Here is a 26,133-nt window from a genome sequence, read left to right on the forward strand (position 1 = left end):
CAAGGCCTAACACGCGAAGGGCGGAAGAGCATGGCAGGACCACTGCAAGGTTTGCGCGTTGTGGAGTTGGCCGGTATCGGCCCGGGCCCGCACGCGGCGATGATTCTCGGTGATCTGGGTGCCGACGTCGTGCGGATCGAGCGGCCGGGCAAGGGCACCGGTACGCCCAGCGCCGACACCATGCTGCGTAACCGCCGGTCGGTGGCCGCGGATATGAAGAGCGACGAGGGCCGCGCGCTGGTGCTCAAGCTCATCGAGAAGGCCGACGTGTTGATCGAGGGTTTCCGTCCCGGTGTCACCGAGCGGTTGGGTCTGGGGCCTGAAGACTGCGCCAAGCTCAACGAACGGCTGATCTATGCCCGGATGACGGGGTGGGGCCAGGAGGGCCCGCGGGCCCTGCAGGCCGGTCACGACATCAACTACATCTCGCTGAACGGCCTGCTGCACGCGGTGGGTCGCGCGGGTGAGCGGCCCGTCCCGCCGCTGAACCTTGCCGGTGATTTCGGCGGTGGGTCGATGTTCCTGCTCGTCGGCATCCTCTCGGCGCTGTTCGAGCGGCAGACCTCGGGCAAGGGGCAGGTGATCGACGCCGCGATGATCGACGGCTCGTCCGTGCTGATGCAGATGATGTGGAGCTTCCGTAGCCAGGGCCTGTGGTCCGACGAGCGCGGCACCAACATGCTCGACACCGGCGCGCCGTACTACGACACCTACGAGACCTCCGACGGCCGCTACATGTCGATCGGGGCGATCGAGCCGCAGTTCTACGCCGAGCTGCTCAAGGGCCTGGGTCTGGACGATGCCGATCTTCCGGACCAGAACGACATGGCCCGTTGGCCCGAGCTGCGCGAGGCGTTCACCAAGGCATTCGCCGCGCACGACCGTGACCACTGGGCCAAGGTGTTCGCCGGTACCGATGCGTGCGCGGCTCCGGTGCTGTCCTTCGCCGAGGTCCTCACCGAGCCGCACATCGCCGAGCGGAACACGTTCTTCGACGAAGGCGGCCACCTGCAACCGATGCCGGCACCACGGTTCTCCCGCAGCATCCCCGCGGTGCCGACACCGCCGGGCCCGCGCGGAGCCGACACCGAAGCCGTTCTGCGGGACTGGGTTTAGTTCAACCACTTTTTGGTTCGACCAAAGGGGTCGGCGCCATGCCGGCCGGAAAGGAATGCGGTAAGTGGAGATCAAAGACGCGGTAGCCGTCGTCACCGGCGGTGCTTCGGGCCTGGGATTGGCCACCACCAAGCGCCTGCTGGATGCGGGTGCTCAGGTGGTCGTGATCGACCTCAAGGGTGAAGAGGTCGTGGCCGAACTGGGTGATCGGGCCAGGTTCGTGGGCACCGATGTCACCGACGAGGCCGGTGTGTCCGAGGCGCTCGATGTCGCCGAATCGCTTGGCCCGGTGCGCATCAACGTCAACTGTGCCGGCATCGGCAACGCGATCAAGACCCTGAGCAAGAACGGTGCGTTCCCGCTGGACGGGTTCCGCAAGGTGGTGGAGGTCAACCTGATCGGCACGTTCAACGTGATCCGGCTGGCCGCTGAGCGCATCGCCAAGACGGAGCCTCTCAAGAATGAGGAGCGCGGCGTCATCGTCAACACCGCCTCGGTGGCGGCGTTCGACGGGCAGATCGGGCAGGCCGCCTACTCGGCGTCCAAGGGCGGCGTGGTCGGCATGACCCTGCCGATCGCGCGGGACCTGTCGCGTGAGCTGATCCGGGTGTGCACCATCGCGCCGGGTCTGTTCAAGACCCCGCTGCTGGGTTCGCTGCCCGAGGAGGCGCAGAAGTCGCTGGGCCAGCAGGTGCCGCACCCGGCACGACTCGGCGATCCCGATGAGTACGGCGCCCTGGCGGTGCACATCATCGAGAACCCGATGCTCAACGGCGAGGTCATCCGCCTCGACGGCGCTATCCGTATGGCTCCCAGGTAGTTAGGACTGATATGGCATTGAAGACGAAGTTCACCGAGACGTTCGGGGTCGAGCACCCCATCGTGCAGGGTGGCATGCAGTGGGTCGGCCGTGCCGAACTCGTGGCGGCCGTGGCGAATGCGGGTGCGCTGGGGTTCATCACCGCGCTCACCCAGCCGACTCCGGCCGATCTGGCCAAAGAGATCGAGCGGTGTCGTGAGCTCACCGACAAGCCGTTCGGTGTGAACCTGACCATCCTGCCGACGATCAACCCGCCGCCATATGACGAGTACCGCCAGGTGATCGTCGACTCCGGTATCAAGATCGTCGAGACCGCCGGCTCCAACCCGGCGCCGCACCTGCCGATGTTCCACGCCAACGGCATCAAGGTGCTGCACAAGTGCACCTCGGTGCGCCACGCGGTCAAGGCGCAGAGCCTGGGTGTGGACGGCATCAGCATCGACGGGTTCGAGTGCGCCGGTCACCCCGGCGAAGACGACATCCCGGGCCTGGTGCTCATCCCGGCGGCGTCGGCCAAGATCGACATCCCGATGATCGCCTCGGGCGGTTTCGCCGACGCACGCGGTCTGGTGGCCGCGCTGGCGCTGGGTGCCGACGGCATCAACATGGGCTCGCGGTTCATGTGCACCGCGGAATCGGCGATCCATCAGAAGGTCAAGGAAGCCATCGTGGCGGGCACCGAGCTCGACACCGAGCTGATCTTCCGCAGCCTGGGCAACACCGCCCGCGTCGCGAGCAACACCGTCTCCCGTGAGGTGGTGCAGATCCTCAAGGACGGCGGCCAGTTCGAGGACGTCAAGGATCTGGTGGCCGGCAAACGCGGCGTGAAGGTCTATGAGATCGGTGATCTCGACGCAGGCATCTGGTCGGTCGGAACCTCGATGGGCCTGATCAACGACATCCCCACCTGTGGCGAACTCGTCTCGCGGATGGTGTCGGAGGCCGAGGAGCTGATCAGTGGGCGCCTGGCGAACATGGTCGGCGCGGGTGAACCCGAGCCGGAGAAGAAGCAGTCCTCGCCTGAGGCGAGGACTGCGGCCCTTGACAGGGCAAATTACGGCAAACTCAAGATGGGAAACGCGCGCCGCGAGGCGCGCGTTTTCTCATACTGCGGTGGGCAGTTCTTGGTAGTCGTCAAACTGCTCGGAGGTCTCACCCTCGACCAGGACATCGCCGTGGTAGAGAGCCTCGAAGTCAACCTTGATGACATCGGCACTGGTGTCGTCGATCCACATGACACTGAGCGTATGGGTCACCATTAAGGAATCTTTGAGTCACGGTTCGGAAAATGGTGGCAATCCTACTTTTGGGTAGGTTTCTGACGAGTAGCCCGCCGGCGGGGTGTGGGTGCGCAATGATTGCGCCGATTTCTACCGCAGGGTCGCCTCAGCAGGCTGGCGCAGCCCTGGTGTGGAAATCGACGTCCCTGGCCATGGCGCCGGTGTCGCGCGGGTGCGCCGGTTTCTGCTCCAGGGTCGCTTGAGCAGGCTGGACGCAGCCCTGGTGTGGAAACCGACGAAGCAGGCCCATCAAGCGCGGACACGGGCTCAGGCGGCCGGCTTCGTGACGTGGATGGGGTTCGTGCCGTTCAGCGCGATCCAGGTCACCACGGCGACGACGATTCCGAGCGCCACCAGTCCCAGCGCAGCCCGGCCGGACACGCGCGAGCGGCCGAATACGCGGTCGTCGACCGAGAACGCGCCTGCGCCGGTGAACAACAGGGCCGCGGCGCCGAATGCGACCAGGAACGGGACGTTGAACGGCTGCGACCAGAACGCGTCCGTCGACACGTTCACGGCCCAGGCGTCGACCATTGCACCGATCACCGCGCACGCGGCCAGCGGCGTGAGGACCCCGAACAGCAGGCCGATGCCGCCGAGGGTTTCGGCTGCGGTGACCATGAACGTGCCGAACCCGGGCAGCCGCCAGCCGGCGGTCTCCATGAATCCCACGGCGGTGCCGAAGTCGAATGCCTTGATCAGGCCGGCCTGCAGCATCGTCGCGCCGGTGGCGATGCGCAGGATGAGCAATCCGGTGTCGGTCATGCGGGTGGTCGCGGTTTCGGCGACGGTGGTGTTGGCCATGCCCAATTAGACGGATTGCGACGCCGGAATTCATCGCGGCGTGCCCGGCAGTGAACCCTTCGGTGCCTGCGCCCGTGTGTAGGGCGGGACCCACGTTGACGGTGGAAACTTACCGCTGTTAACTTAACGGTGATACTCATCGGGGGAAGGACACCACGTGCTGCACCGAATCGCCCATCTGGCCATCGCCGCACCGCGCCGTGTGCTCGTGGTGGCCGCGCTGGCCATGGTGGCGGCGGGCATCTTCGGCATTCCGGTCGCCAAGAGCCTGTCGGCCGGCGGATTCCAGGATCCGACCTCGGAGTCGGCGCAGGCCACGCAGCTGCTGTCGGACAAGTTCGCCCGCGGTGACATGCAGCTGGTCATCAGCGTCACCGATGAATCGGCCGCCGGGGCCAACAGTCCTGCGGCCAGGGCCGTGGGAACGGACATCGCCGCCCAACTCAAAGCTTCGCCATATGTGACCGAGGTCAGCTCGACCTGGACCGTGCCCGCACCCGCGGCGGCCACGCTCATCAGCAAGGACGGCAAGACCGGGCTCATCCTGGCCGGGATCACCGGCGGTGAGAGCGGTGCGCAGAAGCATGCCAAGGAGCTCACCGACCGCCTGGTGCACGACCGTGACGGCGTCACGGTACGGGCCGGCGGCGAGGCGATGATCTATGTCCAGATCAACGGGCAGAGCGAAAAAGACCTCTTGATGATGGAGTCCATCGCGATCCCGCTGAGCTTCGTCGTGCTGGTGTGGGTGTTCGGCGGACTGCTCGCCGCCGCGCTGCCCCTCGCGGTCGGCGGCTTCGCGATCCTCGGATCGCTGGCGGTGCTGCGCGGGTTCACGATGGTCACCGACGTGTCGATATTCGCGCTCAACCTCACCGTCGCGATGGGGCTCGCACTGGCCATCGATTACACCCTGTTGATCGTCAGCCGTTACCGCGACGAACTCGCCGACGGCGTCGACCCGGATCGCGCGCTGGTGCGCACCATGGTCACGGCCGGACGCACGGTGCTGTTCTCGGCGATGACGGTGGCGCTGTCGATGGTGGCGATGGTGCTGTTCCCGATGTACTTCCTCAAGTCGTTCGCCTACGCGGGCATCGCGGTGGTGGGGCTGGCGGCGTTCGCGGCCATCGTGGTGGCCCCGGCAGCCATCGCATTGCTCGGTGACCGACTGGACGCCTACGACGTGCGCCGCTTCATCCGCCGAATCCTGGGCCGGCCCGAGCCCGTCGCCAAGCCGGTCGAGCAGACCTTCTGGTACCGCATGACCAAGCGCGTCATGCGTCGTTCGGTCCCGGTCGGACTCGCGGTGATCGCGCTGCTGCTCCTGCTGGGCGCTCCCTTCCTCGGCATCAAGTGGGGCTTCCCCGACGACCGCGTGCTGCCCTCGTCGGCGTCGGCCCGCCAGGTCGGCGACGAGCTGCGCAACGATTTCGCCGTCGACTCCTCGACCGCCGTCACCGTCGTGCTGCCCGACGTCTCCGGATTGAAACCGGCCGAGATCGACCGCTACGCGGGCGATCTCTCGCGCGCCACTGAGGGGGTCTCGGTGTCCGCGCCCGGGGGCACCTTCGTCGCCGGTCGCCGGGTCGGCCCGCCGACCTCGGGAACCGGAATCGCTGACGGCAGTGCGTATCTGACGATCGGCAGCAACGTGCCGTTGTTCAGTGACGCCTCCGAGACTCAACTCGACGCACTGCACGCCGTGCCCGCGCCTACCGAGACGAAGTTCACCGGCATCGCACAGGTCAACCGGGACAGCTCGGAGGCCATCACCTCGCGCCTGCCGATGGTGCTCGGGATCATCGCCGCCATCACCTTCGTGCTGCTGTTCCTGCTCACCGGCAGCGTGATACTGCCACTGAAAGCCTTGGTGCTCAACGTGTTGTCGCTCTCGGCGGCGTTCGGTGCGCTGGTCTGGATCTTCCAGGACGGGCACCTGGGCGCACTGGGCACCACACCGACGGGCACCTTGGTGGCCAACTTGCCGGTGTTGTTGTTCTGCATCGCATTCGGGTTGTCGATGGACTACGAGGTGTTCCTGGTGTCCCGAATTCGCGAGTACTGGCTCGAATCCGGACAGACCCGCAAAGATGGTACCGATCTTGCTCCTCGCGTCCGCAATGACGAGAGCGTGGCGCTCGGCCTGGCCCGCACCGGCCGGGTGGTGACCGCCGCTGCGCTGCTGATGTCGATCTCGTTCGCGGCGCTGATCGCCGCGCAGGTGGCCTTCATGCGGATGTTCGGCCTGGGCCTGACCATCGCGGTCCTGGTCGACGCCACGTTGGTGCGCATGCTGCTGGTGCCGGCGTTCATGCATCTGATGGGGCAGTGGAACTGGTGGGCACCGGCGCCCCTGGCCCGGCTGCACCAGCGGTTCGGGATCAGCGAGTCAGGTCCGGCCGAGCCGGACCCTAACGGGCCCGACGAGGTTCCCGGCGGCGACGGGAATCGCGAACGGGCCGGGGCCGGAATGACGGACGCCGGTTAGCGCGATGATCCAATCGCGTAAACGACGCCGCGCGCCCCGTGGTTCCGGTGAGTTGCTGCGTGATGAGATCCTCGATGCCACAACCGAATTGTTGTTGGAAACCGGTCACGCCAAGGCGGTGTCGATCCGGTCGGTGGCCCAGCGGGTCGGGGTCACGCCGCCGTCGATCTACCTGCACTTCGCGGACAAGGACGCGCTCCTGGACGCGGTGTGCTCACGGTATTTCGAGAAACTCGACGAGGAGATGCAGCGCGTCGCTGCCGACCAGACGTCCACCATCGAGGTGCTCCGCGCCCAGGGGCATGCCTATGTGAACTTCGCCAGGCGTACTCCGGAGCTGTACCGGCTGGCCACCATGGGCGAGGGGAGGCCCGGCAGTGACGTCGACACCGCGCTCAACAGTTCGGCGTTCCAGCACATGCGTGCTGCGATGGAGGCGCTGATCGCCGAGGGGATCTACCCGCCCGGGGACGCCACGACGCTCGCCCTGGAACTGTGGACGGCCGCGCACGGGGTGGCCGCGATCCTGATCTGCAAGCCGTATCTGCCGTGGGGAGATGTCGAGGAGTTCACCGATCGCGTGCTGCGTGCGGTCTGTACCGGTCAGATCGTCTCGGGGATCATCGGAACCGACCTCGAGCCGATGGAGACCATCGCCCGGCTGAAGGGATTCGCCAGTGAATACGCCGACGGAGGAAGACCGTGACTGACAAGACCGTCGACAACCCATTTTTCGCGCGGATCTGGAAGACGTTGTCGAGTTCGGAGCCGAAGGCCCTGCGCCGGCTGCGCGCCGAGAACCTCGCCGGTCTGAGCGGTCGGGTTCTGGAGGTCGGTGCGGGCACCGGGACGAACTTCGCCTTCTATCCCTCGACGGTGACGGAGGTGGTCGCCATCGAGCCCGAGCGCCACCTGGCCGAGGTGGCCCGCAACGCGGCGGCGACGGCTCCGGTGCCGGTGACCGTCACCAGTGACACCGCCGAGAAGTTCAGCAGCGCCGAACCGTTCGACGCGGTGGTCTGCTCGTTGGTACTGTGCTCCATCGATCAGCCGGATACTGTTCTGCGGCAGCTACTTTCGGTACTCCGCCCGGGCGGGGAGCTGCGTTACCTGGAGCATGTCGCCGGCACCGGTTGGCGGGGCGGGATGCAACGCGTGGCCGACGCAACCGTGTGGCCGCGGCTGTTCGGAAACTGCCACACCCACCGGTACACCGAACAGGCGATCGCCGACAGCGGATTCGCGGTGGCCGACGCTCACCGTGAACTGGCGATGCCGGCCTGGGTGCCGCTGCCGGTGACGGAGTTCGCCATCGGGCGGGCGGTCAGGCCGGCCTAGGTGTACTGACCACGGACGTTAGGGACGGCGAGGCGGGTTCGAAGTCAGCCGAGGCGGCGTTGTCTCGCTGCGCGGATACCTCGGTCAACCGCAGCGTGAGTGCCTCGGTCATCAGCGCCCACGCGTCGGAGCCCAGCACCAGGCGCCGCGGCGGTGCATCGGAGTCGGCGGCCCGCAGGATCGCGGCGACCGTGCGCTCAGGGCTGACCGGCATTTCCTCGACTGTCAGCGGTGCCCGGTCGGCCGGCCCGCCCCGGTAGGGCGTGCTGGGTGCGACTCGGGTTGCGGCATCGAAGAATCCGGTGCGCACCACGCCGGGTTCGATGAGTGTGGTGTGGATGCCGAACGCTTCGATCTCGGTCGACAATGCGTCGTAGAACCCTTCGATGCCCCATTTGGTCAGGTGGTACAGCGAGAAGCCGGGGAACGTGAGGTGCCCGCCCATGCTCGACATCTGCATCAGCAGTCCGCCGTGCTGCTTTCGCAGGTGCGGTATGACCGCCCTGGCCAGCTGAACCGAACCGGTCAGGTTCGTCGCGACGATCTGGTCGATCTGATCGTCGTCGAGGTCCTCGGCGGGGGCGAACACCCCGTAGCCGGCATTGGAAACCACGACGTCGATCCGGTCATGTGCGCCGAACGCCTCGGCCACCACGTCGCGCAGCGCAGCAGTGTCGGTGACGTCGAGCGCACGCCGCCAGAGGCGATCTCCGTGCTGCCGGGCCAGATCGTCGAGTTGGTCGGGGCGGCGAAGGGTGGCCGCCACCCGGTCGCCGCGTTCCAGCAGTTGTTCGACGAGTTCGCGCCCCATCCCCCGGGAAGCTCCGGTGATGAACCAGGTCTTGTTCATGTCAGTCCTTCCTTCGGTGTTCACCTCGATTGCAACCACGAGCGGCAGCTACCCAATCCATGCCGTCTATGACGGTTTCGATGAATACCCATAACTGATCGTTATGGGTACGGTGAGGCATGACCGGCATCACTTTGGAGGGCCTGCGGGTCTGCCGCGAGGTGGCGTTGTTGGGATCTTTTACAGCTGCGGCACATTCACTGGGATTCACCCAACCCGCGATCTCCCGGCAGGTCGCGGCGATGGAGTCCGCGGCCGGGTACGCGCTGTTCGTGCGGGAGGTCCGCGGGGTCAGTGTCACACCCGCCGGCGCAGTTATCGCCGAGCACGCCGCCCGCATCCTCGGCGAGGTCGCGGTCCTGCACCGCGACCTCGACGCACTGGGCGACCGGCTCGCCGGCAAGGTGGCGCTGGGCGCGTTCCCGGCAGCCATGTCCGCGTTGATCCCCGGTGCGGTCGCGCATCTCTCCGTTGCCCATCCGGGGCTGGTCGTGACACTGACCGAAGAATCCACCCCCGGGCTGCTCCGCGATCTGCGCGCAGGACGTCTCGGCGTGGCGGTGATCGGGATCGGTGCCGGGCTGCCGGATTACGACCTCGAGGGGTTGCGGCGGCATCCGGTCTCCATCGGGGATCTCTGTGTGGCCGTCGCACATGACCACCGGCTGGCGTCGCGCCCGGAGGTGTCGGTGCGCGACCTGGTCGACGAGGCATGGATCGCCGGCACGGGCACCCCGGGTGATCCGCAGTTCGCGGCCTGGCCGACGCTGATCGACCCGCTGATCCGCTATCGGGTGCGCAGTTGGCCGGCTCGGCTCGGGCTGGTGGCTGCCGGGCTAGGCGTCTGCCTGCTTCCTGCGCTTGCCGCACCGTCGGTGCCGGCCGGTGTGACGGTGGTGACCGTCGAGGATCCGAACTGGCTGGGCCGCCAGACTGTGGTGCTGACCGACCCGGATCCTACTGATCCCGTGCAAGCCGTGGTGGCCGCGTTACGTGCCGCCGCCGACGAACTGCGGGCCACCTGGATCAGGCCTGCCTAGACCCCAGCAGGGTAGGCAGTCGCTGCAGCAGGTTCGGCAGGGAACCGGCGGCGGTCTCGCGCAACGAGATGGTCGCGCTGTCGGACAGCGGGGTGCGCTCCGGATTGACCTCGATCACCACGGTGCCAGCGGCGACGGCGGCTTCGGGCAGACCGGCTGCGGGATAGACGATCGAGCTGGTGCCCACCACGATCACCACATCGGCGTTGCTCACCGCCTGTACCGATCGCTGCCAGGCGTCGTCGGGTAGCGGCTCGCCGAACCACACGACACTCGGCCGGATCAGACCGCCGCACGGGCATACCGGGGGTTCGATGGTCTCGACCGGTTCGGGCATCTCGGGCAGGGTCCCCTCGAATCGGGAACCGCAAGCATCGCAACGGAACTCGAACAAGTTGCCGTGCAGGTGGTAGACGTTCGTGCTGCCGGCTCGCTCGTGCAGGTTGTCGACGTTCTGGGTGACGACGTGGACATCGGCGAAGTCCTGCCAGGCGGCCACGGCGCGATGTCCGTCGTTGGGCTGCACGTGGGCCATCATGTAATGGCGCCACAGGTACCAGGCCCAGACCTTCTCGGGATGCCGCTGCCAGCCTTCGATGCTGGAGATCTCGTACGGGTCCACCTGTGCCCACAGACCCGTCTCGACGTCGCGGAAGGTCGGCACACCGCTTTCCGCCGAGATCCCGGCGCCGGACAGCACAGTCACTTGCACATCACCAACGTAGTCGGTTTGGGTGATACTGGGCACGTGGCCGAGTTGGGGGATTGGGTTCTGGTTGACGCGAGCGCGGAAAAACCGTTGTTCGATCAACTCCGGATCCAGATCATCGATGGAATCAGGCAGGGGCGGCTGGCGCCGGGAACCCGGCTGCCTACAGTGCGTGAACTGGCGGGGAAGGTCGGACTCGCGGTGAACACCGTGGCCAGGGCATATCGCGAGTTGGAGTCGGCGGGGGTGCTGGAGACCCGGGGGCGGTACGGCACATTCGTCGCTCGGGCCGATCCGGCGGATGCCGCGATGGCCGCGGCCGCGAACTCCTTCGCCGAGGCCGCCCGTGCACTGGGGATCGGAAAGAACGACGCCCTGCGCTATCTGGACAGCGCGTTCGACTGATCCGGCTCTGACTCACCCGGCCCGGTTGCCGTGCCAGCGCAGCACATCCAACGCGACGGCGACCGCGACACTGTTCTCGGCGAGCGGGTGGGGCAGGAGTTCGTCGGCGCGCGCCAGCCTGCGCAGCAGCGTGTTCCGATGCAGGTACAACCGCGCCGCGGCGCGTGAGGCATTGCACTGCTCGTTGACGAATACCCTTACCGTTTCCCGCAATTCGGCATCGGCGGTCTCGAGGGCACCCAGGTTGTGGCTGACGAACTCGGCCGCGCGGTCCGGGTCGGCGGTGATCAGGGCGACCAGCTCGACGTCGGTGAACCGCGCGATCTGCTGGGTGGAGTGCAGCCGGGCCATCATCTGCTGGGTGGTCAGCGCATCGAAATGACTGCGCCGGAAGCCATCCAGGCCGTCGGCGGCCGGACCGACGGCGATCCGGACACCGTCCAGCTCCCGGGTGAGTGCCTCGAGACCGTCGACGCTGCCGGTCGCCCACACCCATCGGGTGGCGGTGCTGGCCAGCACGCTCAACGGTCTCGGATCGCCGCAGGCCTGGCCGAAGGCCTCGGCGGCCCGGTCCAATCCGGACAGGTCGCCCGCGGAGTCTTCGCTCCAGATCACCGCCGCGGTGTGGGTTCCGGTCAGCGCGTGTCCCAGCCGCGCCTCGGCCCGCTGCCTGGGGATCGGGGCGCCCTCGAGCAGGAGCGCGACGGTCTCGCGCCGCTCGGCGTGGGTGCCACGGGTCAGGTCGTCGCGTTCCAGGTCGATCTGGGCGGCGATCCCGGCCAGCGTGGCGTCGACGAATGCGCTGATCGACTGCGAGCAGACGTCCAGCATCTCGTGCAGCTCGGCGGGATCGGAGGTGAGCTCGAAGGCGATCTCCATGAGGCGACGCCATGCAACGCCCTCACCCACCCGGTATGCGTCGAGGGGAAATTCGTTGACGCCGCGGCGCACCAGTTCGCGGGCGATGCTCAGCGGCTCCGGTCCGGTGTTGGGCGGCACCGGGGCGCCCGGATCGCGCACGTTCGCCGAGCCCCAGAAGAACAGGTTGGCGTGGTTGCTGCGGACGACCGCGGCGGCGAGCTCGGGATCGGACGCGATGGTCGGACTGGCCGCCAGGACTGCGGAGTCGAACTGTTCGAGCCAGTCCTGGCGGGGATTGAGGACGATCTGTGCGCATTGCCGGATCAGATCCTGCACCCGCTGCGACGGTGGCGGCCACCCCATCACCACAGCGTAGAGCGGTGGTGCAAAGTGCACCACCAGAAGGGTGATGTTTGGCCATTCCGACCTTGGGCGACCGTCCGCCCGCCGCGACCATTGAGACATGACCCACACCGAACACGTCGACGTACTCATCATCGGCGCCGGCATCTCCGGCATCGGTGCCGCCTACTACCTGCAGCGCGAACACCCGGGGCGCAGCTACACGATCCTGGAGGCCCGCGGCGCGACCGGCGGCACCTGGGACCTGTTCCGCTATCCGGGGATTCGGTCGGACTCGGACCTGCATACGTTCGGCTACGAGTTCAAGCCGTGGCGCGACGAGCATGCGATCGCCACCGGGGACAAGATCCTGGCCTACCTGCGTGAGACGGTGTCCGAGAACGGCATCGACCGCCACATCCGGTTCCACCACAAGGTGCTCGGCGCGGCGTGGGATTCGGCCCGGGCCTCCTGGACCGTGGACATCGAGCGGACCGACGGTGACGGGGCGGATCCAGAACTCGTCCAGATCTCGGCAAGCTGGTTGTTCTGCGGCGGCGGGTACTACCGCTACGACCAGGGCTACACCCCGGAGTTCACCGGTGTCGAGCGGTTCACCGGGCAGATCGTGCATCCGCAGCACTGGCCCGAGGATCTCGACTACGCCGGCAAGAAGGTCGTCGTGATCGGCAGCGGTGCCACCGCGGTCACGCTTGTGCCGTCGATGGCGGGCACGGCTGCCCATGTCACGATGCTGCAGCGCTCACCGACGTATGTGATGCCGGTGCCGGCCAAGGACAAGTTCGCCAACACCGCCAAGCGACTGCTCGGCGACGAGCGCGGCTATGCACTGACCCGGCGCAAGAACATCCTCAAGCAGCGCGGGGTCTACACGTTCTGCCAGAAGTTCCCGAAGTCCGCACGGGCGGTGATCCGGTGGATCAACTCCACCAAGCTGCCCGACGGCTATCCGGTGGACGAACACTTCACTCCCCGCTACAACCCGTGGGACCAGCGGTTGTGCGCGGTGCCGGACGGCGATCTGTTCACCGCGCTCGGTGAGGGCGGCGCCTCGGTGGTCACCGACCGCATCGCGACGTTCACCGAGAACGGCATCCTGCTGGAGTCCGGTCGCGAGCTCGACGCCGACATCATTGTCACCGCAACGGGATTGAACATCCAGCTGTTCGGCGGAATGTCGCTCACCGTCGACGGTGAGCCGGTCGACCTTCCCGAGACCGTGGCCTACAAGGGCATCATGCTTTCGGGAGTGCCGAACTTCGCCTTCGCCTTCGGCTACACCAACTCGTCGTGGACACTCAAGGTCGGACTGCTCTGCGAGCATTTCTGCCGGCTGCTCAAGCACATGGACGACAACGGATTCGACACCGTGCGAGCCGAGTTCACCGCTGGTCAGACCCGCCCGCTGCTGGACTTCGCGGCCGGGTACGTGCAGCGGTCGATCGACGAGATTCCCCGCCAGGGCGTGGACGGGCCGTGGCAGATGACGATGAACTACACGCTCGACGCGCGGACGCTGCGTAACGGGCCGGTAGTGGACCCGAATCTCAAGTTCGGAACGGCACGCGTGGAAACAGCCTGCGCGACCGTCTGATTCGGGTGCTAACCGAACTCCAGTAGCCCCATCACGGGGCGGACGGGGTCGAACAGCGGCAGGTGATAGGTCTGCAGCAGGAGGTTGAAGATCCTGCCGCGACCGCGCGGCATCGGCACATCGCGCACCGCTCGCACCCCGGGGACGGTGGTGGCCAGGTCGGCCAGCTGCGAGGGGGACAGGCTGAACGGCATGGGCGGCACGCGGTAGCGCGTCGAGGTCGGCATTCCCTTTCGGGTCAGGAAGGCGAAGAACGCCGGCGGCAGGTCGAACAGCATCTGCCCGCCCGGAAAGCGTTGCGCGCACGCGCGGATCAGCGACATGGCCTCCTCGGGCTGCAGGTACATCAGCAGGCCCTCGGCGGTGATGAAGACGCCGTCACTCGCGTCGACATGATCCATCCAGCTGAAGTCGAGGGCCGACTGAGCGCACTGGGTCACCCGGTCCGGCTTGGGCAGCAACTTGTTGCGGAGCTCGATCATGGGCTCCAGATCGACTGACAGCCAACGGAACTGATGACCCAGGCCGGCAGCGTCGAGCCGGTAGAAACTGGTCTGCAGGCCTTCGGCCAGCGCCACCACCGTGGCCTTCGGATGCTCCCGTAGGTAGTCGCCGGTCACCCGGTCGAACAGCAGCGACCGCAGGGCCATGTCCTGACGGCGGGTGTAGCCGAACTTGGCGAAGTCGAAATCGATCGAGTCGACCAGTTGCACCGCCATCGGATCGTCGATCAGGCCGTCCGGGCGGCGCGCTTCGTGGGCGCGCACCTGCAGGGTCAGCAGTGCGGTCTCGGAAACACCGGTAAGCGCACTGCCGCTCACCTTGTCTGAGCTACCCGTCATGCGCGCGAATGTACCCGGGTTCAGCCGGGGGGTGCCAACGCCGTCGAACCCACGCGCAAAGATGACGTCAACCGCTGATCAGCTCAGCTGGAAGGAGTCCTGCCGTGCCACGCTTTGCGGCCAATCTCTCCATGATGTACGTCGAGCACGAATTTCCCGACCGGTTCGCCGCCGCGGCGGCCGACGGGTTCACCGCCGTGGAGTACCTGTTCCCGTATGCCTACCCGGCCGGGCAACTGCGCGCGCAGCTCGACGCCAACGGCCTGCGTCAGGTTCTGTTCAATGCGCCGCCCGGAGATTTCGAGGCCGGCGAACGCGGTATCGCCGCGATTCCGGGCCGCGAGGCCGAGTTCCGCGAAGGGTTCGGCCGCGCGCTGGACTACGCGGACACCCTGAGCTGCCCGCGGGTGCACGTGATGGCGGGCCTCGCTCCAGGCGGCCGCGACGAGCGGCTGGCGGTCTACCGCGGCAACCTCGCCTGGGCTGCCGAGCAGGCCGTGGGACACGGCGTCGACGTGCTGATCGAACCGATCAACCAGCGCGACATGCCCGGCTACCTGCTGAGCCTGCAGGACGAGGCGCACCAGATCGTCGGTGAGATCGGGGCGCCGAACCTCAAGGTCCAACTGGACCTGTACCACTGCCAGATCACCGAGGGCGACATCACCGTCCGGCTGCGGTCGGACCTGCCGACCGGCCGGGTCGGGCATCTGCAGATCGCCGGAGTTCCCGACCGGCACGAGCCGGACAGCGGAGAGCTGGCGCTCGATTACGTGCTGGCGATCATCGACGAGACGGGTTACGACGGCTGGGTGGGCTGTGAGTACCGCCCGGCTGCCGGCACCGGTGCGGGACTGGGGTGGATGCGCCGGGCACGCGGCTGACGCGTCAGCGCAGCACTTTTTCCAGCGTGCGCAGATTTCTCGTCGTCGTCGAGGATTTGTAGCGCTTCTTGCCCATGGTCTTGCCGATCGCGCTGTCCAGCGTGGCGGCCCGCGGGACCTGCCAATAGAGCACGCCGTCACCGCGTTGCACCTTCTCGCCGCGGCCGGGGGACAAGTCCGCGAGCTCGTCGAGCATTTCGGCGTCGCTGACGAACGTCACGTACGAGTGGTGATCGGCGACCTCACGCTCGAACGGGTAACCCTGAGAGATCTTCTGCAGGGTGGCCAGGTCGTACACCAACACCCACGCCTCGTAACCGAACGTGTCCCGCAGGGCGCGCTCGGCCGTGCTGCGGACCTTGGCCACACCGGAAGTGCTGTCCAGCAAGACATTTCCACTCGCCAGAATGGTCTTGACCTCGGTGAACCCGGCTGCCTCCATGGCTTTGGCCACCTCGGCCATCTTGAGGTTGACGCCTCCCACGTTGACGCCTCGCAGGAATGCGATGTAGCGGGTCACGGTGCCAGCCTAATGGTCACTTCACCGGCAGTTGGTCGAGTTCGGCCTCGGAGGTGGCGGTGATGAGGTGGAGCACCCGGCGGAAGGCGGGGGAGCGGGGCGACATGATCGATGTGTGGTTCTCACCGGGGAGCAGTTCGATGCCGGCCCGGCCGCCTCGCTTCTTGAGCGCTGCGACATAGCGCTGCGAATTGGCCGGTGCCACAACAGTGTCGAGCGTTCCGTGGACCGCGATCACCGGGACCCTCGGATCGAGGTTCTGGATCGGGTCGACCGACGCGTACCGCTGCGGCACCTCGGCGGGACGGCCGCCGAGCACCGCGGCGATGTGCTTGTCACCGTGGTTGGCGGCGTAGACCATGTCGAGCGGTCCGGCCAGCGAGATGACCCGGGTCGGGCGGAAACGCGGCCGGGATCCGACCTCGCCGTCGCGCAGGTCGTGACGCGTACTCGCCCACACCGCCAGCTGGGCGCCCGCACTGTGGCCGACGACGAGCGCGTCGTCCACGGCCAGCTGCGGGTACTGCAGGTCCATCTCGGCGACGTAGTCCATGGCGCGAGCCACGTCGTCGAACGTGGTCGGCCACCCGCCGCCCGATCCGACCCGGCGGTACTCGATGTTGTAGACGGCCATCCCGTGGCGGGCCAGTTCGCGGGCCAAACCGTCGAACACGCCCGCGCCCATCGTGCTCTTCCAGCCGCCGCCGTGGATGAGCACCACCAGTGGCAGCGAATTGAACGCGTGCGCGCCCGACGGCAGGTACAGGTCGGCCCAGTTCTGGTCGGGGTACCGGGTGTCGGAGCGCTCGCCCGAGCGGTAGTGGAACCGGGTGACACTCACCGTGGGCAGCGTGAGGACCTCGGGGACCACCACGATTTCGGAGCTTCTCGTTTCCGTCGCGCAGGAGGGCGTGACCGCGGCGAGCAGCAGGGTTGCGAGCGCCGCCAGCAGGCGGCGGGTCAGTAGCGCCATATCGTCCCGGCCGGTCAGAAGCCCAGCACCGTGATGGACGGGCGGATCCGGTGGATGAAGCCGATCCGGTCGAGCCACGGCTCGGCAGCCAGCTTGAACACGCCACGTCCCGGCTGGAGTGCCACGTCGCGGGCGGACCGCACGCCGGGGATGGCGCCCGGCCCCGTCCCCGCCATGGCCAGCCCCTCGTCGGCGGTGAGAGCGAACGGCATCGGCGGCGCGATGTAGCGGTTGGACAGGCGCAGCCCCTTGATGGTGCGCCGGCTCGCCCAGTGCGGAATCGAGTCGAACATCATCTGGCCGCCGGGAAACCGCGCCGCACAATCGGCGATCAGGCTGCGCACCTCCTCGGGCTCCAGATACATCAACAGGCCCTCGGCGGTGATGAACACACCGTCGGTGGCGTCGACCCGGTCCATCCAACTGCGATCGAGCGCGGACTGGGCCAGCGCCACGATCCGGTCGTCGGAGGGCAGCAGCTTCTCACGGATCGCCATGACCGGCGGTAGATCGACTGAATACCAGGTCAATTCGTCGGCAACCCCGGCCTGGTCGAGCCGCCAAAAACTGGTCTGCAACCCCTCGGCCAGCGCCACCACCGCGGCCTTCGGGTGTGTCGAGAGGTAGTCGCGGGTCTCGATGTCGAACGCGCGGTCCCGCAGGGAATGGGCCTGGGTCGGTCGACCGAACTTGCGGTAGTCGAAGTCGATGGAGTCCAGCAGCGCCACGGCCCACGGGTCGCGGATCACACCATCGGACCGCTTGGCCTCGATGCCGCGATTGCTCAGGGTCCACAAGGTGGTTGCCGAGACGCCCTCGAGGCTGTTGCCGTCAATCACACTCATCGAACCGATGGTAAAGACGTACGCTCGACTCATGGGGCGCCAGGTTTTCGACGACAAGCTTCTGGCCTTGATCGGCGGCAACTCGATGGGAGTTCTTGCGACGATCAAGCAGGACGGTCGTCCGCAGCTGTCCAATGTCTCCTACTACTTCGATCCGCGTGCGGTGCAGATCCAGGTGTCGATCACCGAACCGCGGGCCAAGACCCGCAACCTGCGGCGGGATCCCCGTGCGTCCGTTCATGTGAGCTCCGACGACGGTTGGTCCTATGCGGTAGCCGAGGGGGACGCCATCCTGACCCCGCCGGCCGCCGCGCCCGACGACGACACTGTCGAGGGGCTTATTGCGTTGTACCGCAACATCGCCGGTGAGCACCCGGATTGGGACGATTACCGGCGCGCCATGGTCGACGACCGCCGGGTGCTGCTGACGTTGCCGATCACGCACGTGTACGGGATGCCACCGGGCCGGCGCTAAAGCGCGTGACGGCGGCGTCGTTGTCGGGCTACGCTGCGGCGTATGGCTGACGACAAACCGGAAGACGACAACAAGCGCAAATTCCGGGAGGCCCTGGAGCGCAAGAAGGCGCAGTCGTCGGGAGGCGCGGCGCACAAGGACGGCGGCCGTAACCAACCACGGGCGCACGGCCCGGTGGAGAACCGGCGCGAGTTCCGCCGCAAGAGCGGCTAACGCCCGACCCCACTTCACCCGAGACTGCGCACGGATCGCGAAATTCGGCAGAATCGCGATCCGTGCGCAGTCTCGGTGCATTCCGCGCAGTGCCGATGAATCAGTCGCGGGCCAGCGCCCGGGCCGCGACGAGTGCGGCGAGCATCACCGCCACGCAGTACACACCCTGATCCTTCAGGCCCCAGGCCACCGAGGTCAGTGTGGCCGCGCCGGCGACGCACAGGAGCCAGCCCACCGCGGCGCTGCGGACGCCGGTGCCGGCCACCGTGCCGCCGTCCCACAGCGCAAGCGGGTTGTTCTCCAGCGGGCGCAGCGCGACGAACGCCATCGCGACGAGGCCGGCCATCAACGCCAGCTGCAGCACCGACAGGGCGATGAATCCGGGGGCCGACGGGTCGTAGCGGTCCAGGCCCAGATAGTCGAACACCAGGTGCAGGCCCAGCAGCAGCGGCATGTGCCACAGGTACAGCGTCATCGCGCCGGAGTTGCCGATCGCGGTCAGCCACCACACGCGCGGCCTGCGCGCCCAGCGGTTGATGGCGGGGGCCGCGGCAATCGCGAACGCGCACATCATGATTGCGTGACCGGCCAGCAGCAGTGACGGCGGCGTCATGTTCTTCAGGTGCTGGGTCTCGATGCCGACCAGGCTCAGCTCGTAGGGGCCGAAGTACAGCAGTGCCAGGTTGACGCCGAGCATGCCGATACCGAGCTTGAGCGCGGCGTCGCTGGACAGCAGGTTGCGGCGGTAGGCGACGCCGAAGACGCCAGGGATCAACCACACCACGGTGTTCAGATAGCCCAGCGAGGCGTAGCCGTCCATGTTGATGCGGACCGCGTCGACGGCGGCGATGAACGCGTAGGTGCCGATGATCGCTCCGGCCATCTGCGCGGTCGTGGTGATGCGGGCCAGCAGCGGCACTGCCGCCAACACCAGGACATAGGCGCCGAGGAACCACAGCAGCTGGATGGAGATCCCGGCGATGGGCTCGTAGACGTGCTCGGGCAGTACGAACCGCAACACTGCCAGGGCCACGGTCCAGAAGGCCAGGTAGTAGAACACCGGGCGGTAGAGCCGGGTGCAACGCTTGAGCAGCCAGCCACCCCAGGATGAGCCGGGCCGCCAGGACTGCACGGATGCGGCGACCCCGGCGAAGAAGAACAGCGGCATGATCTGGAACACCCAGGTCAGCGCCTGGAACACAGTGGATTCCGTGAGCAGGTTGCTCCAGATGAACACGTCGTCGCGGATCGTGCTGGTGGCCATGACGGTGTGGCCGAACACCACACCGATCAGCGAGGCGATCCGGATGACGTCGATGGCCCGGTCCCGGTCGTCGGGGGTCTGGGCCTCGACCTCGGCGGGGGACGGGAACAGGGCTTTTGCGGAGGCCTTCTCGGCAGCTGGGTCAGCAGCAACGGTCATGGCTAGAACGCTATGGTGCCGCGGCTGCGTAGTCCCTAGGTAGAAATACGGGATTCGCCCCGGGCCTCGGCGACCAGGATCGCGGCCAGACAGAGCGCGGCCAGCACCGCGACCGCGACCGCGAAGGTGATGCCCGCCGTACGCAGGCCCAGCGATTGAGCGGCCAGACCCTCGCCGATCACCGGAAGCGAGATCGCGACATAGGCGACGACGAAATACGTGGAGCTGACCTCGGCCCGACGCTGGGCCGGAGCGCGCTCGACGACAGCGGCCAGGCCTCGGCTGAAACTCATCCCCTGGCCGATGCCGGATACCACTGCCGCCGCGACCAGGCCGGGCAGCGAGGAAAAATACAGTGCCGCAGTCAGAATCATCATGCCCGCGATCAGCACCCCGCACCCGACCGCCACTGCCCGCCCGGCAGCCATTCGATTCGCGACGACCTGGGTCAGGGCCGAGGCCGCGAAGATCGAGCAGGCGATCGCGCCGGCCACCGCATGGTTGCCGATGCCGATCACCGTCGACAGGAACGACGGCGCGACGGCGGTGAACAGCCCCGTCACGGCGAATCCGGCGAAGGCCGCGAGGGCCGCGATGACGAACACAGTCCGCACCTCGGTGGGCACCGACAGGCGCTGCAAACCGATCCGGCCGGTGCGCGCCGACGTCTCCGGCACAACCAGCACCGCGAGCCCGGCCAGCATGGCGAGTCCGATGTGCACCAGGAACGGCAGGTGAAGGGGCTGCGGTGCGTACTGGACCAGCAAACCGGCCAGCAGTGGGCCGGCGCCCAGGCCGCCGATGTTGGCCACCGTCGCCACCGCCGCGGCCCGGTTCTTCCACGCCAGCGGAGCGGCCTCGATGACGGCGGCGGTGGCAGTCCCCGTGAACAGGCCGGCCGACAATCCGGACAGCACCCGACCGATCAGCAGCAGAGGCACGGAATCGGCGAACAGGAACACCACGGCGCTGGCCAGTGCCGCCGCCACCCCGGCCAGCAACATCGGCCGCCGGCCCACGGCGTCGGACCAGCGGCCGAACACCAACAGGGCGAACAGCACGCCGCCGGCGTAGGTGGCGTAGATGACCGTCGTCGTCAGCACCGCGAAATGCATGTGGTCGGCGTAGAGCGCGTACATCGGGGTGGGCAGGGTGGTGCCCACCATGATCGCGGCGAACGCGTAGGCGAGGAGCGGAAAGGAAAAGCGGCGCACGCTGAATGGTAGCGGCGCCGCTCGACCCCTTGTTCCGACTAGTGTGCGACCGCCTTCTCGGCTCCCACCCCGGTCAGCGACCGCACCTCCATCTCGGCGTTGAGTTCGGCATTCCCGGTGTCGCGCGAGGTGAGCGTGCCGATGATGCCGAGTGCGAAGGCCAGCGGAATCGACACGATGCCCGGATTGGCCAGCGGGAAGTACGCGAAGTCCGCATCGGGGATCATCGCGGTCTTGCTGCCCGACACGGCGGGGGAGAACACGATCAGCACGATGGTCGAGATCAAGCCGCCGTACATGCTCCACAGTGTGCCGCGGGTGTTGAACCGCTTCCAGTACAACGAGTACAGGATCGTCGGCAGGTTGGCCGCCGCCGCGACGGCGAACGCCAGGGCGACCAGGAACGCGACGTTCTGGCCGTTGGCCAGGATGCCCAGCCCGATCGCGAACACACCGAGCACGACCGCGGTGATGCGGGAGACCCGCACCTGTTCGTCCTCGGTCACCTTGTGGGCCTTGAGCACGGAGGCATAGATGTCATGGGCGAACGACGCCGACGCCGTGATGGTCAGGCCGGCCACCACCGCGAGAATCGTCGCGAAGGCCACCGCCGAGATGACCCCGAGCAGGATCACCCCGCCGAGTTCGAACGCCAGCAACGGGGCCGCGGAATTCACCCCACCAGCTGCGCCGAGGATCCGGTCCGGACCGACGAGGGCCGCCGCGCCGTAACCGAGCACCAGGGTGAACAGGTAGAAGGCACCGATCAGCGCGATCGCCCAGACCACCGACCGCCGAGCCTCTTTCGCGGTCGGCACGGTGTAGAACCGCATCAGCACGTGCGGCAGGCCCGCGGTGCCGAGCACCAGCGCCAGCGCCAGCGAGATGAAGTTGATCTGCGAGGTGAGCGATCCGCCGTACTGCGCACCGGGGGCCAGCACGTCACGGCTGGACACACCCTTGGTGGTGGCCCCGGAGATCGCCGACTGCGCCGAGCCCAGGATCTCGGAGAAGTTCAGCCCGAACTTGCTCAGCACCATCACAGTCATCAGTGCGGCGCCGGCGATCAGCAGCACGGCCTTGATGATCTGCACCCACGTGGTGCCCTTCATGCCGCCGACCGCAACGTAGACGATCATCAGGATGCCGACGACGGCGATCACGATCGACTGCCCGGCGCGGCTGTTGACGTCGAGCAGCAGGGCCACCAGGCCGCCGGCCCCGGCCATCTGCGCCAGCAGGTAGAACAGGGACACGGTCAGCGTCGAGATGGCCGCGGCGAGTCGGACCGGCCGCTGCTTGAGCCGGAAGCTCAGCACGTCGGCCATGGTGAATTTTCCTGTGTTGCGCAGTAATTCGGCCACCAGCAGCAGGGCCACCAGCCAGGCCACCAGGAATCCGATGGAGTAGAGGAAACCGTCGTAGCCGTACACGGCGATGGCGCCGGCGATGCCGAGGAAGCTGGCCGCCGAGAGGTAGTCGCCGGCGATGGCGATGCCGTTCTGCGGACCGGAGAAGCCACGGCCGCCGGTGAAGAACTCGTCGGCGGTGGCGTTGCGCTTGCTGGCCTTGATCACCACGATCATCGTGACGACCACGAACAGGCTGAAGATGCCGATGTTGGCAACGGGGTTGCCGACGGTCTCGGCGGCGAGCGTCGTGACGGTCATCGGGAACCTTCCAGCTCTTCGCGGATGGCGGTGGCGCGCGGGTCGAGCTCCTTGTTGGCGAAGCGCACGTACAGGCCGGTGATCAGGAACGTGGTCAGGAACTGGCCCAACCCGATCAGCAGGCCGACATTGATGTTGCCGAACACCCGGATGGCCATGAAGTCATGGGCGAAGGCGCCGAGAGCGACGTAGAGGGCATACCAGAGCAGGAAGAACGCGGTCATGGGAAAGACGAAGCGGCGCAGCCTGGTACGCAACTCCTGGAATTCTGGGCTTGCCTGCATGGCGAGGAACTGCTCCCCGGTGGGGGCAATCCTCTCGGGAAGGTCGATTTCGGGCACCGAGCGCTCCTGACAGTTGGCTGTGTGTCGGTTGGGCACTGAACCTAATTGAGAGGTGGGTCACACAGGAGCGGTATCGCGGGCGATACGCCGAATTCGGCCATCGTTGCGCTGAACGGTCGGTCGCCGGGGCTGAGCGGCAGGCGGTCAGCCCGTGGGGACGCGCTCGACACCCAGGCCGAGCCGCTCGGGCACGTGCATGCGCGCGAAGATCTGCGCGACGCCGGGGGTGGGCCGGGTGAACAGGCTGACGACGATCATCGTGAGGAAGGCGATCGGCACGCTGACTGCCGCCGGGTAGCCCACCATCACCGCGGGCCACCCGCCGAGCACGGCATCGTCCACGCCACCGGTGATCGCCACGAGCACCGCGCCGCCGCACACGCATCCACCCACCACCAGCCCGCACGCGGCACCGACGACCGTCAGGCCACGCCACCAGATGCCCAGTACCAGCAGCGGGCACAGTGTGGACGCCGCGACGGCGAAGGCCAGTCCGACACTGCGGGACAACTCCAGCCCGGACACCATCAGCGACAACGGGATCGGGATCAGCCCACCGACCACCGCGGCGATCCGGAAATCGCGCACCCGGCCGCGCAGCACATCGGTGGCCAGGGCGCCGGCGATGCTGATCAGCAGCCCGGACGAGGTGGCCAGGAATGCCGCGATCGCACCGGCGGCCACGAGTGCGGCCAGCAGTTGGCCGCCGATTCCGCCGACCGCCGCGCCGGGTGCCAAAAGCACTGCAGCGTCGGCAGTTCCGGTGATCAGCAGCTGCGGGACATACAACCGGGAGAACACCCCGAGCAGGATCGGGAAGAAGTAGAACACCGACAGCAGCGCGACCACCGCGAGCGCGGTCCGGCGGGCGGCCCGCCCGTCCGGGTTGGTGTAGAAGCGCACGAGCACATGGGGCAGGCCCATCGTGCCCAGGAACGTCGCGACGATGATGGACAGCACCTGGTAGAGCGGATGGCTGCCGCCGAGACCGCCGCCCGAGGCGATCCACTCGCTGCCGGTGCCCGGGGTACCCGCCACCACGGGTGTGGCCGCGCCCGCGGCCAGGGTGAGTGTGGTGCCCGCGGCGAGCGTGTGTTGCCCGGGGGCGGTGATCTTCGCCGACTCGACGTGGCGGCCGTCGAGATCACCGGTCACGGTGATGCCGGCCGGTTCGATCACCTGGACCATGACGTCGGTGTCGATCTGCACGGTGGTCTGCTGCTGCACGGTCGGGGGCAGTGGGCCGCCCAATTCGCCGCGGTCGCTGACGAACAACCCGAGCAGCGCCAGCGCGGGGACCGCGACGGCGGTGAGCTTGAGCCAGTACTGGAACGCCTGCACGAACGTGATCGACCGCATGCCACCGGCCACCACATTGGTGATGACGATCGCGGCGACCAGCAGCGGGCCCACCCAGACCGGAACGCCCAGAAGTGTTTTCAGGGCCAGCCCGGCGCCTTGGTACTGCGGGGCCAGATAGAACAGGCAGATCACCACGACGACGAGCATGGCCACCTTGCGCAGCCGGGCCGAGCCGAGCCGGAATTCGGCGAAGTCGGGAACGGTGTAGGCCCCCGAGCGGCGCAGTGGCGCCGCCACGAACAACAACACGCCCAGATAGCCCGCGGTGAATCCGACCGGATACCACAGCGCGTCGGCCCCGTATTTCGCGATGAGCCCGGCGACTCCGAGAAATGAAGCTGCGGAGAGGTATTCACCCGAGATCGCGGCCGCATTCCATTGCGGTCCGACGCTGCGTGAGGCCACCAGGAAGTCGGAGGTGGTGCGCGACAACCGGACTCCGTAGGCCCCGATGGCGATGGTGGCCACCACGGAGGCCAGCAGCGCGGCGGCGGTCAGCGGTGCGCCGGTCATGGTTCGCTGTCGACGACCCGGACGAAGTCCCGCTCGCCCTGCTCGGCCAGCCGGACATAGAGCCGTCCCACGCCGTACAGCAGCGGATAGAGCAGCCCGGCCAGGATCAGCCAGTTCAGCCGGATCCCGAACACGGTGAGTGCGGACAGATCCGGCACGGCGGAGTTGAGCAATACCAGTGCCACCACCACGGAGACGACGACGAGGGCCAGGCGCAGTGCGAGGCCGAGCTGGGTCCGCACCAGGCCACGCACCAGTGCGTCGCCCACCTGGGTCTGCTCCTGCACCTCGATGCGGGTGCGCACCATGCGGGTGCCGCGGCGGTGGGCGAGGACCACGCGCTCACGTTGCGGAACAGGACGGTCACTCATCGCTGCCCGCCGGTTTGAGGGAGCGCATCGGATCGCGGACCAGCCGGTCGCGCAGTTCCCGGGCCTGGCGCCGGCTCACCGGGAGTTCGACCGCGGGCGAAGTCCCGTTGGCGCGCAACCGAACCAGCACCGCGCCATCGGCCGTGCGGAGGCCGGTGACCTGTCGCAGCGACACCAGGTAGGACCGGTGGATGCGCTGGAACCCGTGGTCGCGCCAGCGGGTTTCCAAAGTGCTCAACGGGATTCGCACCAGATGCGCTCCGGTGGCAGAGTGCAGCCGGGCGTAGTCACCCTCGGCCTCGACCCAGCCGATGCTGTCGCGCGGCACCAGGTGAGTGATGCCGCCCAGTTCGGCGGGGACGACGTTCCAGTCCTGGTCCTCGGACTGGGCCGGACCGGCGGTGTCGGTCGAGGCTTTCGGAACTCCCGCCGCGACCCGGCGCACGGCCTCGTCCAGGCGGTTCTGCCGGATCGGCTTGAGCAGATAGTCGACCGCGCCGACGTCGAACGCGGCCACCGCCTTGTCCTCGTGCGCCGTCACGAACACCACCGCGGGCCGGTTCGTGTAATTGGCCAGGACACCGGCCAATTCGATGCCGGACAGTCCGGGCATGTTGATGTCGAGAAATACCGCGTCGATGGCGTGCTGGTTGAGTTCGCGCAGCGCCGAGGTGGCGTCGGAGGCGGTGTGCACCTCGCCGATGTCAGGGTGCCGGCCCAGCAGGTAGGCCAGCTCGTCGAGCGCGGGTGCCTCGTCGTCGACGGCGAGCACGGTCAGGTTGGAGCTCGGCGTCATGATTCGCTCGCGAGATC

The 26,133-nt window shown here is 67.5% G+C and carries 26 protein-coding genes and 1 pseudogene; 12 read left to right on the top strand and 15 right to left on the bottom strand.

Annotated elements, in window-relative coordinates; all coding sequences use genetic code 11:
• The first annotated feature begins 30 nt into the window (after nt 1-30).
• From ACNQR1_RS11605 to ACNQR1_RS11615, 3 genes and pseudogenes are all read left to right on the top strand, one after another.
• Nucleotides 31-1,116: a CaiB/BaiF CoA transferase family protein gene (locus ACNQR1_RS11605; protein WP_418046190.1), complete on the top strand. Its 1,086-nt coding sequence runs from the start codon at nt 31-33 to the stop codon at nt 1,114-1,116.
• A gap of 64 nt (nt 1,117-1,180) precedes the next feature.
• Nucleotides 1,181-1,936: a 3-hydroxyacyl-CoA dehydrogenase gene (locus ACNQR1_RS11610; RefSeq protein ID WP_044519882.1), complete on the top strand. Its 756-nt coding sequence runs from the start codon at nt 1,181-1,183 to the stop codon at nt 1,934-1,936.
• A gap of 11 nt (nt 1,937-1,947) precedes the next feature.
• A pseudogene (locus tag ACNQR1_RS11615) lies at nt 1,948-2,928 on the top strand (NAD(P)H-dependent flavin oxidoreductase); the annotation flags it as partial.
• Nucleotides 2,929-3,483: 555 nt separating this feature from the next.
• Here ACNQR1_RS11615 and ACNQR1_RS11620 read toward each other — a convergent pair.
• Nucleotides 3,484-4,020 carry a DoxX family protein gene (locus tag ACNQR1_RS11620; RefSeq protein WP_418046191.1) on the bottom strand — a complete coding sequence of 179 codons (537 nt, stop codon included), beginning with the start codon at nt 4,018-4,020 and terminating at the stop codon, nt 3,484-3,486.
• Between the two features lie 157 nt (nt 4,021-4,177).
• Between ACNQR1_RS11620 and ACNQR1_RS11625 the strand changes: the two genes are divergently transcribed.
• Genes ACNQR1_RS11625 through ACNQR1_RS11635 form a run of 3 tightly spaced genes read left to right on the top strand, consistent with a single transcriptional unit; the run spans nt 4,178 to nt 7,849 of the window.
• Nucleotides 4,178-6,511: an MMPL family transporter gene (locus tag ACNQR1_RS11625; RefSeq protein ID WP_418046192.1), complete on the top strand. Its 2,334-nt coding sequence runs from the start codon at nt 4,178-4,180 to the stop codon at nt 6,509-6,511.
• A 4-nt stretch (nt 6,512-6,515) separates the two neighbouring features.
• Nucleotides 6,516-7,217, top strand: coding sequence for a TetR/AcrR family transcriptional regulator (locus tag ACNQR1_RS11630; RefSeq protein WP_418046193.1), 702 nt, complete (start codon nt 6,516-6,518; stop codon nt 7,215-7,217).
• Nucleotides 7,214-7,849, top strand: a complete 636-nt coding sequence (locus ACNQR1_RS11635) for a class I SAM-dependent methyltransferase (RefSeq protein WP_418046194.1) — start codon at nt 7,214-7,216, stop codon at nt 7,847-7,849. Before ACNQR1_RS11630 ends, ACNQR1_RS11635 begins: the two co-directional genes overlap by 4 nt.
• Here the strand turns inward: ACNQR1_RS11635 and ACNQR1_RS11640 are convergent.
• The gene (locus ACNQR1_RS11640) at nt 7,836-8,699 is read right to left on the bottom strand and encodes an SDR family oxidoreductase (protein WP_418046195.1); all 864 of its coding nucleotides are present in this window, start codon (nt 8,697-8,699) and stop codon (nt 7,836-7,838) included. The genes ACNQR1_RS11635 and ACNQR1_RS11640 overlap by 14 nt on opposite strands.
• Before the next feature lie 119 nt (nt 8,700-8,818).
• On the opposite strand from ACNQR1_RS11640, the gene ACNQR1_RS11645 reads away from it, so the two are divergent.
• On the top strand, nt 8,819-9,739 hold the full coding sequence (locus ACNQR1_RS11645; protein WP_418046196.1) for a LysR family transcriptional regulator: 921 nt from the start codon (nt 8,819-8,821) through the stop codon (nt 9,737-9,739).
• On the opposite strand, the gene ACNQR1_RS11650 is transcribed toward ACNQR1_RS11645, so the two are convergent.
• Nucleotides 9,726-10,451 (bottom strand): NAD-dependent deacylase, encoded by a 726-nt coding sequence (locus ACNQR1_RS11650; RefSeq protein ID WP_418046197.1) that lies wholly within the window; start codon nt 10,449-10,451, stop codon nt 9,726-9,728. The genes ACNQR1_RS11645 and ACNQR1_RS11650 overlap by 14 nt on opposite strands.
• 36 nt (nt 10,452-10,487) lie before the next feature.
• Between ACNQR1_RS11650 and ACNQR1_RS11655 the strand changes: the two genes are divergently transcribed.
• Nucleotides 10,488-10,853 (top strand): GntR family transcriptional regulator, encoded by a 366-nt coding sequence (locus ACNQR1_RS11655; RefSeq protein ID WP_418046198.1) that lies wholly within the window; start codon nt 10,488-10,490, stop codon nt 10,851-10,853.
• Nucleotides 10,854-10,865: 12 nt separating this feature from the next.
• Here ACNQR1_RS11655 and ACNQR1_RS11660 read toward each other — a convergent pair whose 3' ends face one another.
• Complete coding sequence (locus tag ACNQR1_RS11660) at nt 10,866-12,077, bottom strand: PucR family transcriptional regulator (protein ID WP_418046199.1); 1,212 nt, start codon at nt 12,075-12,077, stop codon at nt 10,866-10,868.
• Nucleotides 12,078-12,177: 100 nt separating this feature from the next.
• On the opposite strand from ACNQR1_RS11660, the gene ACNQR1_RS11665 reads away from it, so the two are divergent.
• On the top strand, nt 12,178-13,671 hold the full coding sequence (locus ACNQR1_RS11665; RefSeq protein ID WP_418046200.1) for a flavin-containing monooxygenase: 1,494 nt from the start codon (nt 12,178-12,180) through the stop codon (nt 13,669-13,671).
• An 8-nt stretch (nt 13,672-13,679) separates the two neighbouring features.
• On the opposite strand, the gene ACNQR1_RS11670 is transcribed toward ACNQR1_RS11665, so the two are convergent.
• The gene (locus tag ACNQR1_RS11670) at nt 13,680-14,513 is read right to left on the bottom strand and encodes a class I SAM-dependent methyltransferase (protein ID WP_418046201.1); all 834 of its coding nucleotides are present in this window, start codon (nt 14,511-14,513) and stop codon (nt 13,680-13,682) included.
• Between the two features lie 104 nt (nt 14,514-14,617).
• Here ACNQR1_RS11670 and otnI point away from each other — a divergent pair, with 104 nt between their 5' ends.
• Nucleotides 14,618-15,397, top strand: a complete 780-nt coding sequence (gene otnI, locus ACNQR1_RS11675) for a 2-oxo-tetronate isomerase (RefSeq protein ID WP_418046202.1) — start codon at nt 14,618-14,620, stop codon at nt 15,395-15,397.
• Between the two features lie 4 nt (nt 15,398-15,401).
• On the opposite strand, the gene ACNQR1_RS11680 is transcribed toward otnI, so the two are convergent.
• The 3 genes from ACNQR1_RS11680 to ACNQR1_RS11690 are packed head-to-tail and all read right to left on the bottom strand — an operon-like array spanning nt 15,402 to nt 17,735.
• Nucleotides 15,402-15,917 (bottom strand): DUF1697 domain-containing protein, encoded by a 516-nt coding sequence (locus ACNQR1_RS11680; protein WP_418046203.1) that lies wholly within the window; start codon nt 15,915-15,917, stop codon nt 15,402-15,404.
• A 16-nt stretch (nt 15,918-15,933) separates the two neighbouring features.
• A complete protein-coding gene (locus ACNQR1_RS11685) occupies nt 15,934-16,890 on the bottom strand; it encodes an alpha/beta hydrolase family protein (RefSeq protein ID WP_418046204.1) in 957 nt (318 codons plus the stop codon).
• 14 nt (nt 16,891-16,904) lie between these two features.
• On the bottom strand, nt 16,905-17,735 hold the full coding sequence (locus ACNQR1_RS11690) for a class I SAM-dependent methyltransferase (RefSeq protein WP_418046205.1): 831 nt from the start codon (nt 17,733-17,735) through the stop codon (nt 16,905-16,907).
• A 31-nt stretch (nt 17,736-17,766) separates the two neighbouring features.
• Here ACNQR1_RS11690 and ACNQR1_RS11695 point away from each other — a divergent pair, with 31 nt between their 5' ends.
• Nucleotides 17,767-18,210 (top strand): PPOX class F420-dependent oxidoreductase, encoded by a 444-nt coding sequence (locus ACNQR1_RS11695; protein WP_064882694.1) that lies wholly within the window; start codon nt 17,767-17,769, stop codon nt 18,208-18,210.
• Between the two features lie 42 nt (nt 18,211-18,252).
• Nucleotides 18,253-18,423 carry a DUF5302 domain-containing protein gene (locus tag ACNQR1_RS11700; RefSeq protein WP_019345398.1) on the top strand — a complete coding sequence of 57 codons (171 nt, stop codon included), beginning with the start codon at nt 18,253-18,255 and terminating at the stop codon, nt 18,421-18,423.
• Nucleotides 18,424-18,523: 100 nt separating this feature from the next.
• Here ACNQR1_RS11700 and ACNQR1_RS11705 read toward each other — a convergent pair whose 3' ends face one another.
• The 7 genes from ACNQR1_RS11705 to ACNQR1_RS11735 form a co-directional block, all read right to left on the bottom strand.
• Nucleotides 18,524-19,846 (bottom strand): acyltransferase family protein, encoded by a 1,323-nt coding sequence (locus ACNQR1_RS11705; protein WP_418046206.1) that lies wholly within the window; start codon nt 19,844-19,846, stop codon nt 18,524-18,526.
• A 35-nt stretch (nt 19,847-19,881) separates the two neighbouring features.
• Nucleotides 19,882-21,012, bottom strand: a complete 1,131-nt coding sequence (locus ACNQR1_RS11710; protein ID WP_418050341.1) for an MFS transporter — start codon at nt 21,010-21,012, stop codon at nt 19,882-19,884.
• Between the two features lie 86 nt (nt 21,013-21,098).
• On the bottom strand, nt 21,099-22,730 hold the full coding sequence (locus ACNQR1_RS11715; RefSeq protein ID WP_418046207.1) for a cation acetate symporter: 1,632 nt from the start codon (nt 22,728-22,730) through the stop codon (nt 21,099-21,101).
• On the bottom strand, nt 22,727-23,071 hold the full coding sequence (locus ACNQR1_RS11720) for a DUF485 domain-containing protein (protein WP_418046208.1): 345 nt from the start codon (nt 23,069-23,071) through the stop codon (nt 22,727-22,729). Before ACNQR1_RS11720 ends, ACNQR1_RS11715 begins: the two co-directional genes overlap by 4 nt.
• 147 nt (nt 23,072-23,218) lie before the next feature.
• The gene (locus ACNQR1_RS11725) at nt 23,219-24,949 is read right to left on the bottom strand and encodes a cation acetate symporter (RefSeq protein WP_418046209.1); all 1,731 of its coding nucleotides are present in this window, start codon (nt 24,947-24,949) and stop codon (nt 23,219-23,221) included.
• Nucleotides 24,946-25,320, bottom strand: coding sequence for a hypothetical protein (locus ACNQR1_RS11730; RefSeq protein ID WP_418046210.1), 375 nt, complete (start codon nt 25,318-25,320; stop codon nt 24,946-24,948). The genes ACNQR1_RS11725 and ACNQR1_RS11730 overlap by 4 nt, the downstream gene beginning before the upstream one ends.
• On the bottom strand, nt 25,313-26,116 hold the full coding sequence (locus ACNQR1_RS11735; RefSeq protein ID WP_418046211.1) for a LytR/AlgR family response regulator transcription factor: 804 nt from the start codon (nt 26,114-26,116) through the stop codon (nt 25,313-25,315). Before ACNQR1_RS11735 ends, ACNQR1_RS11730 begins: the two co-directional genes overlap by 8 nt.
• Nucleotides 26,117-26,133: the final 17 nt, after the last annotated feature.

It is taken from the genome of Mycobacterium sp. 48b, from assembly GCF_048282725.1.
Taxonomy (GTDB): Bacteria; Actinomycetota; Actinomycetes; order Mycobacteriales; family Mycobacteriaceae; genus Mycobacterium.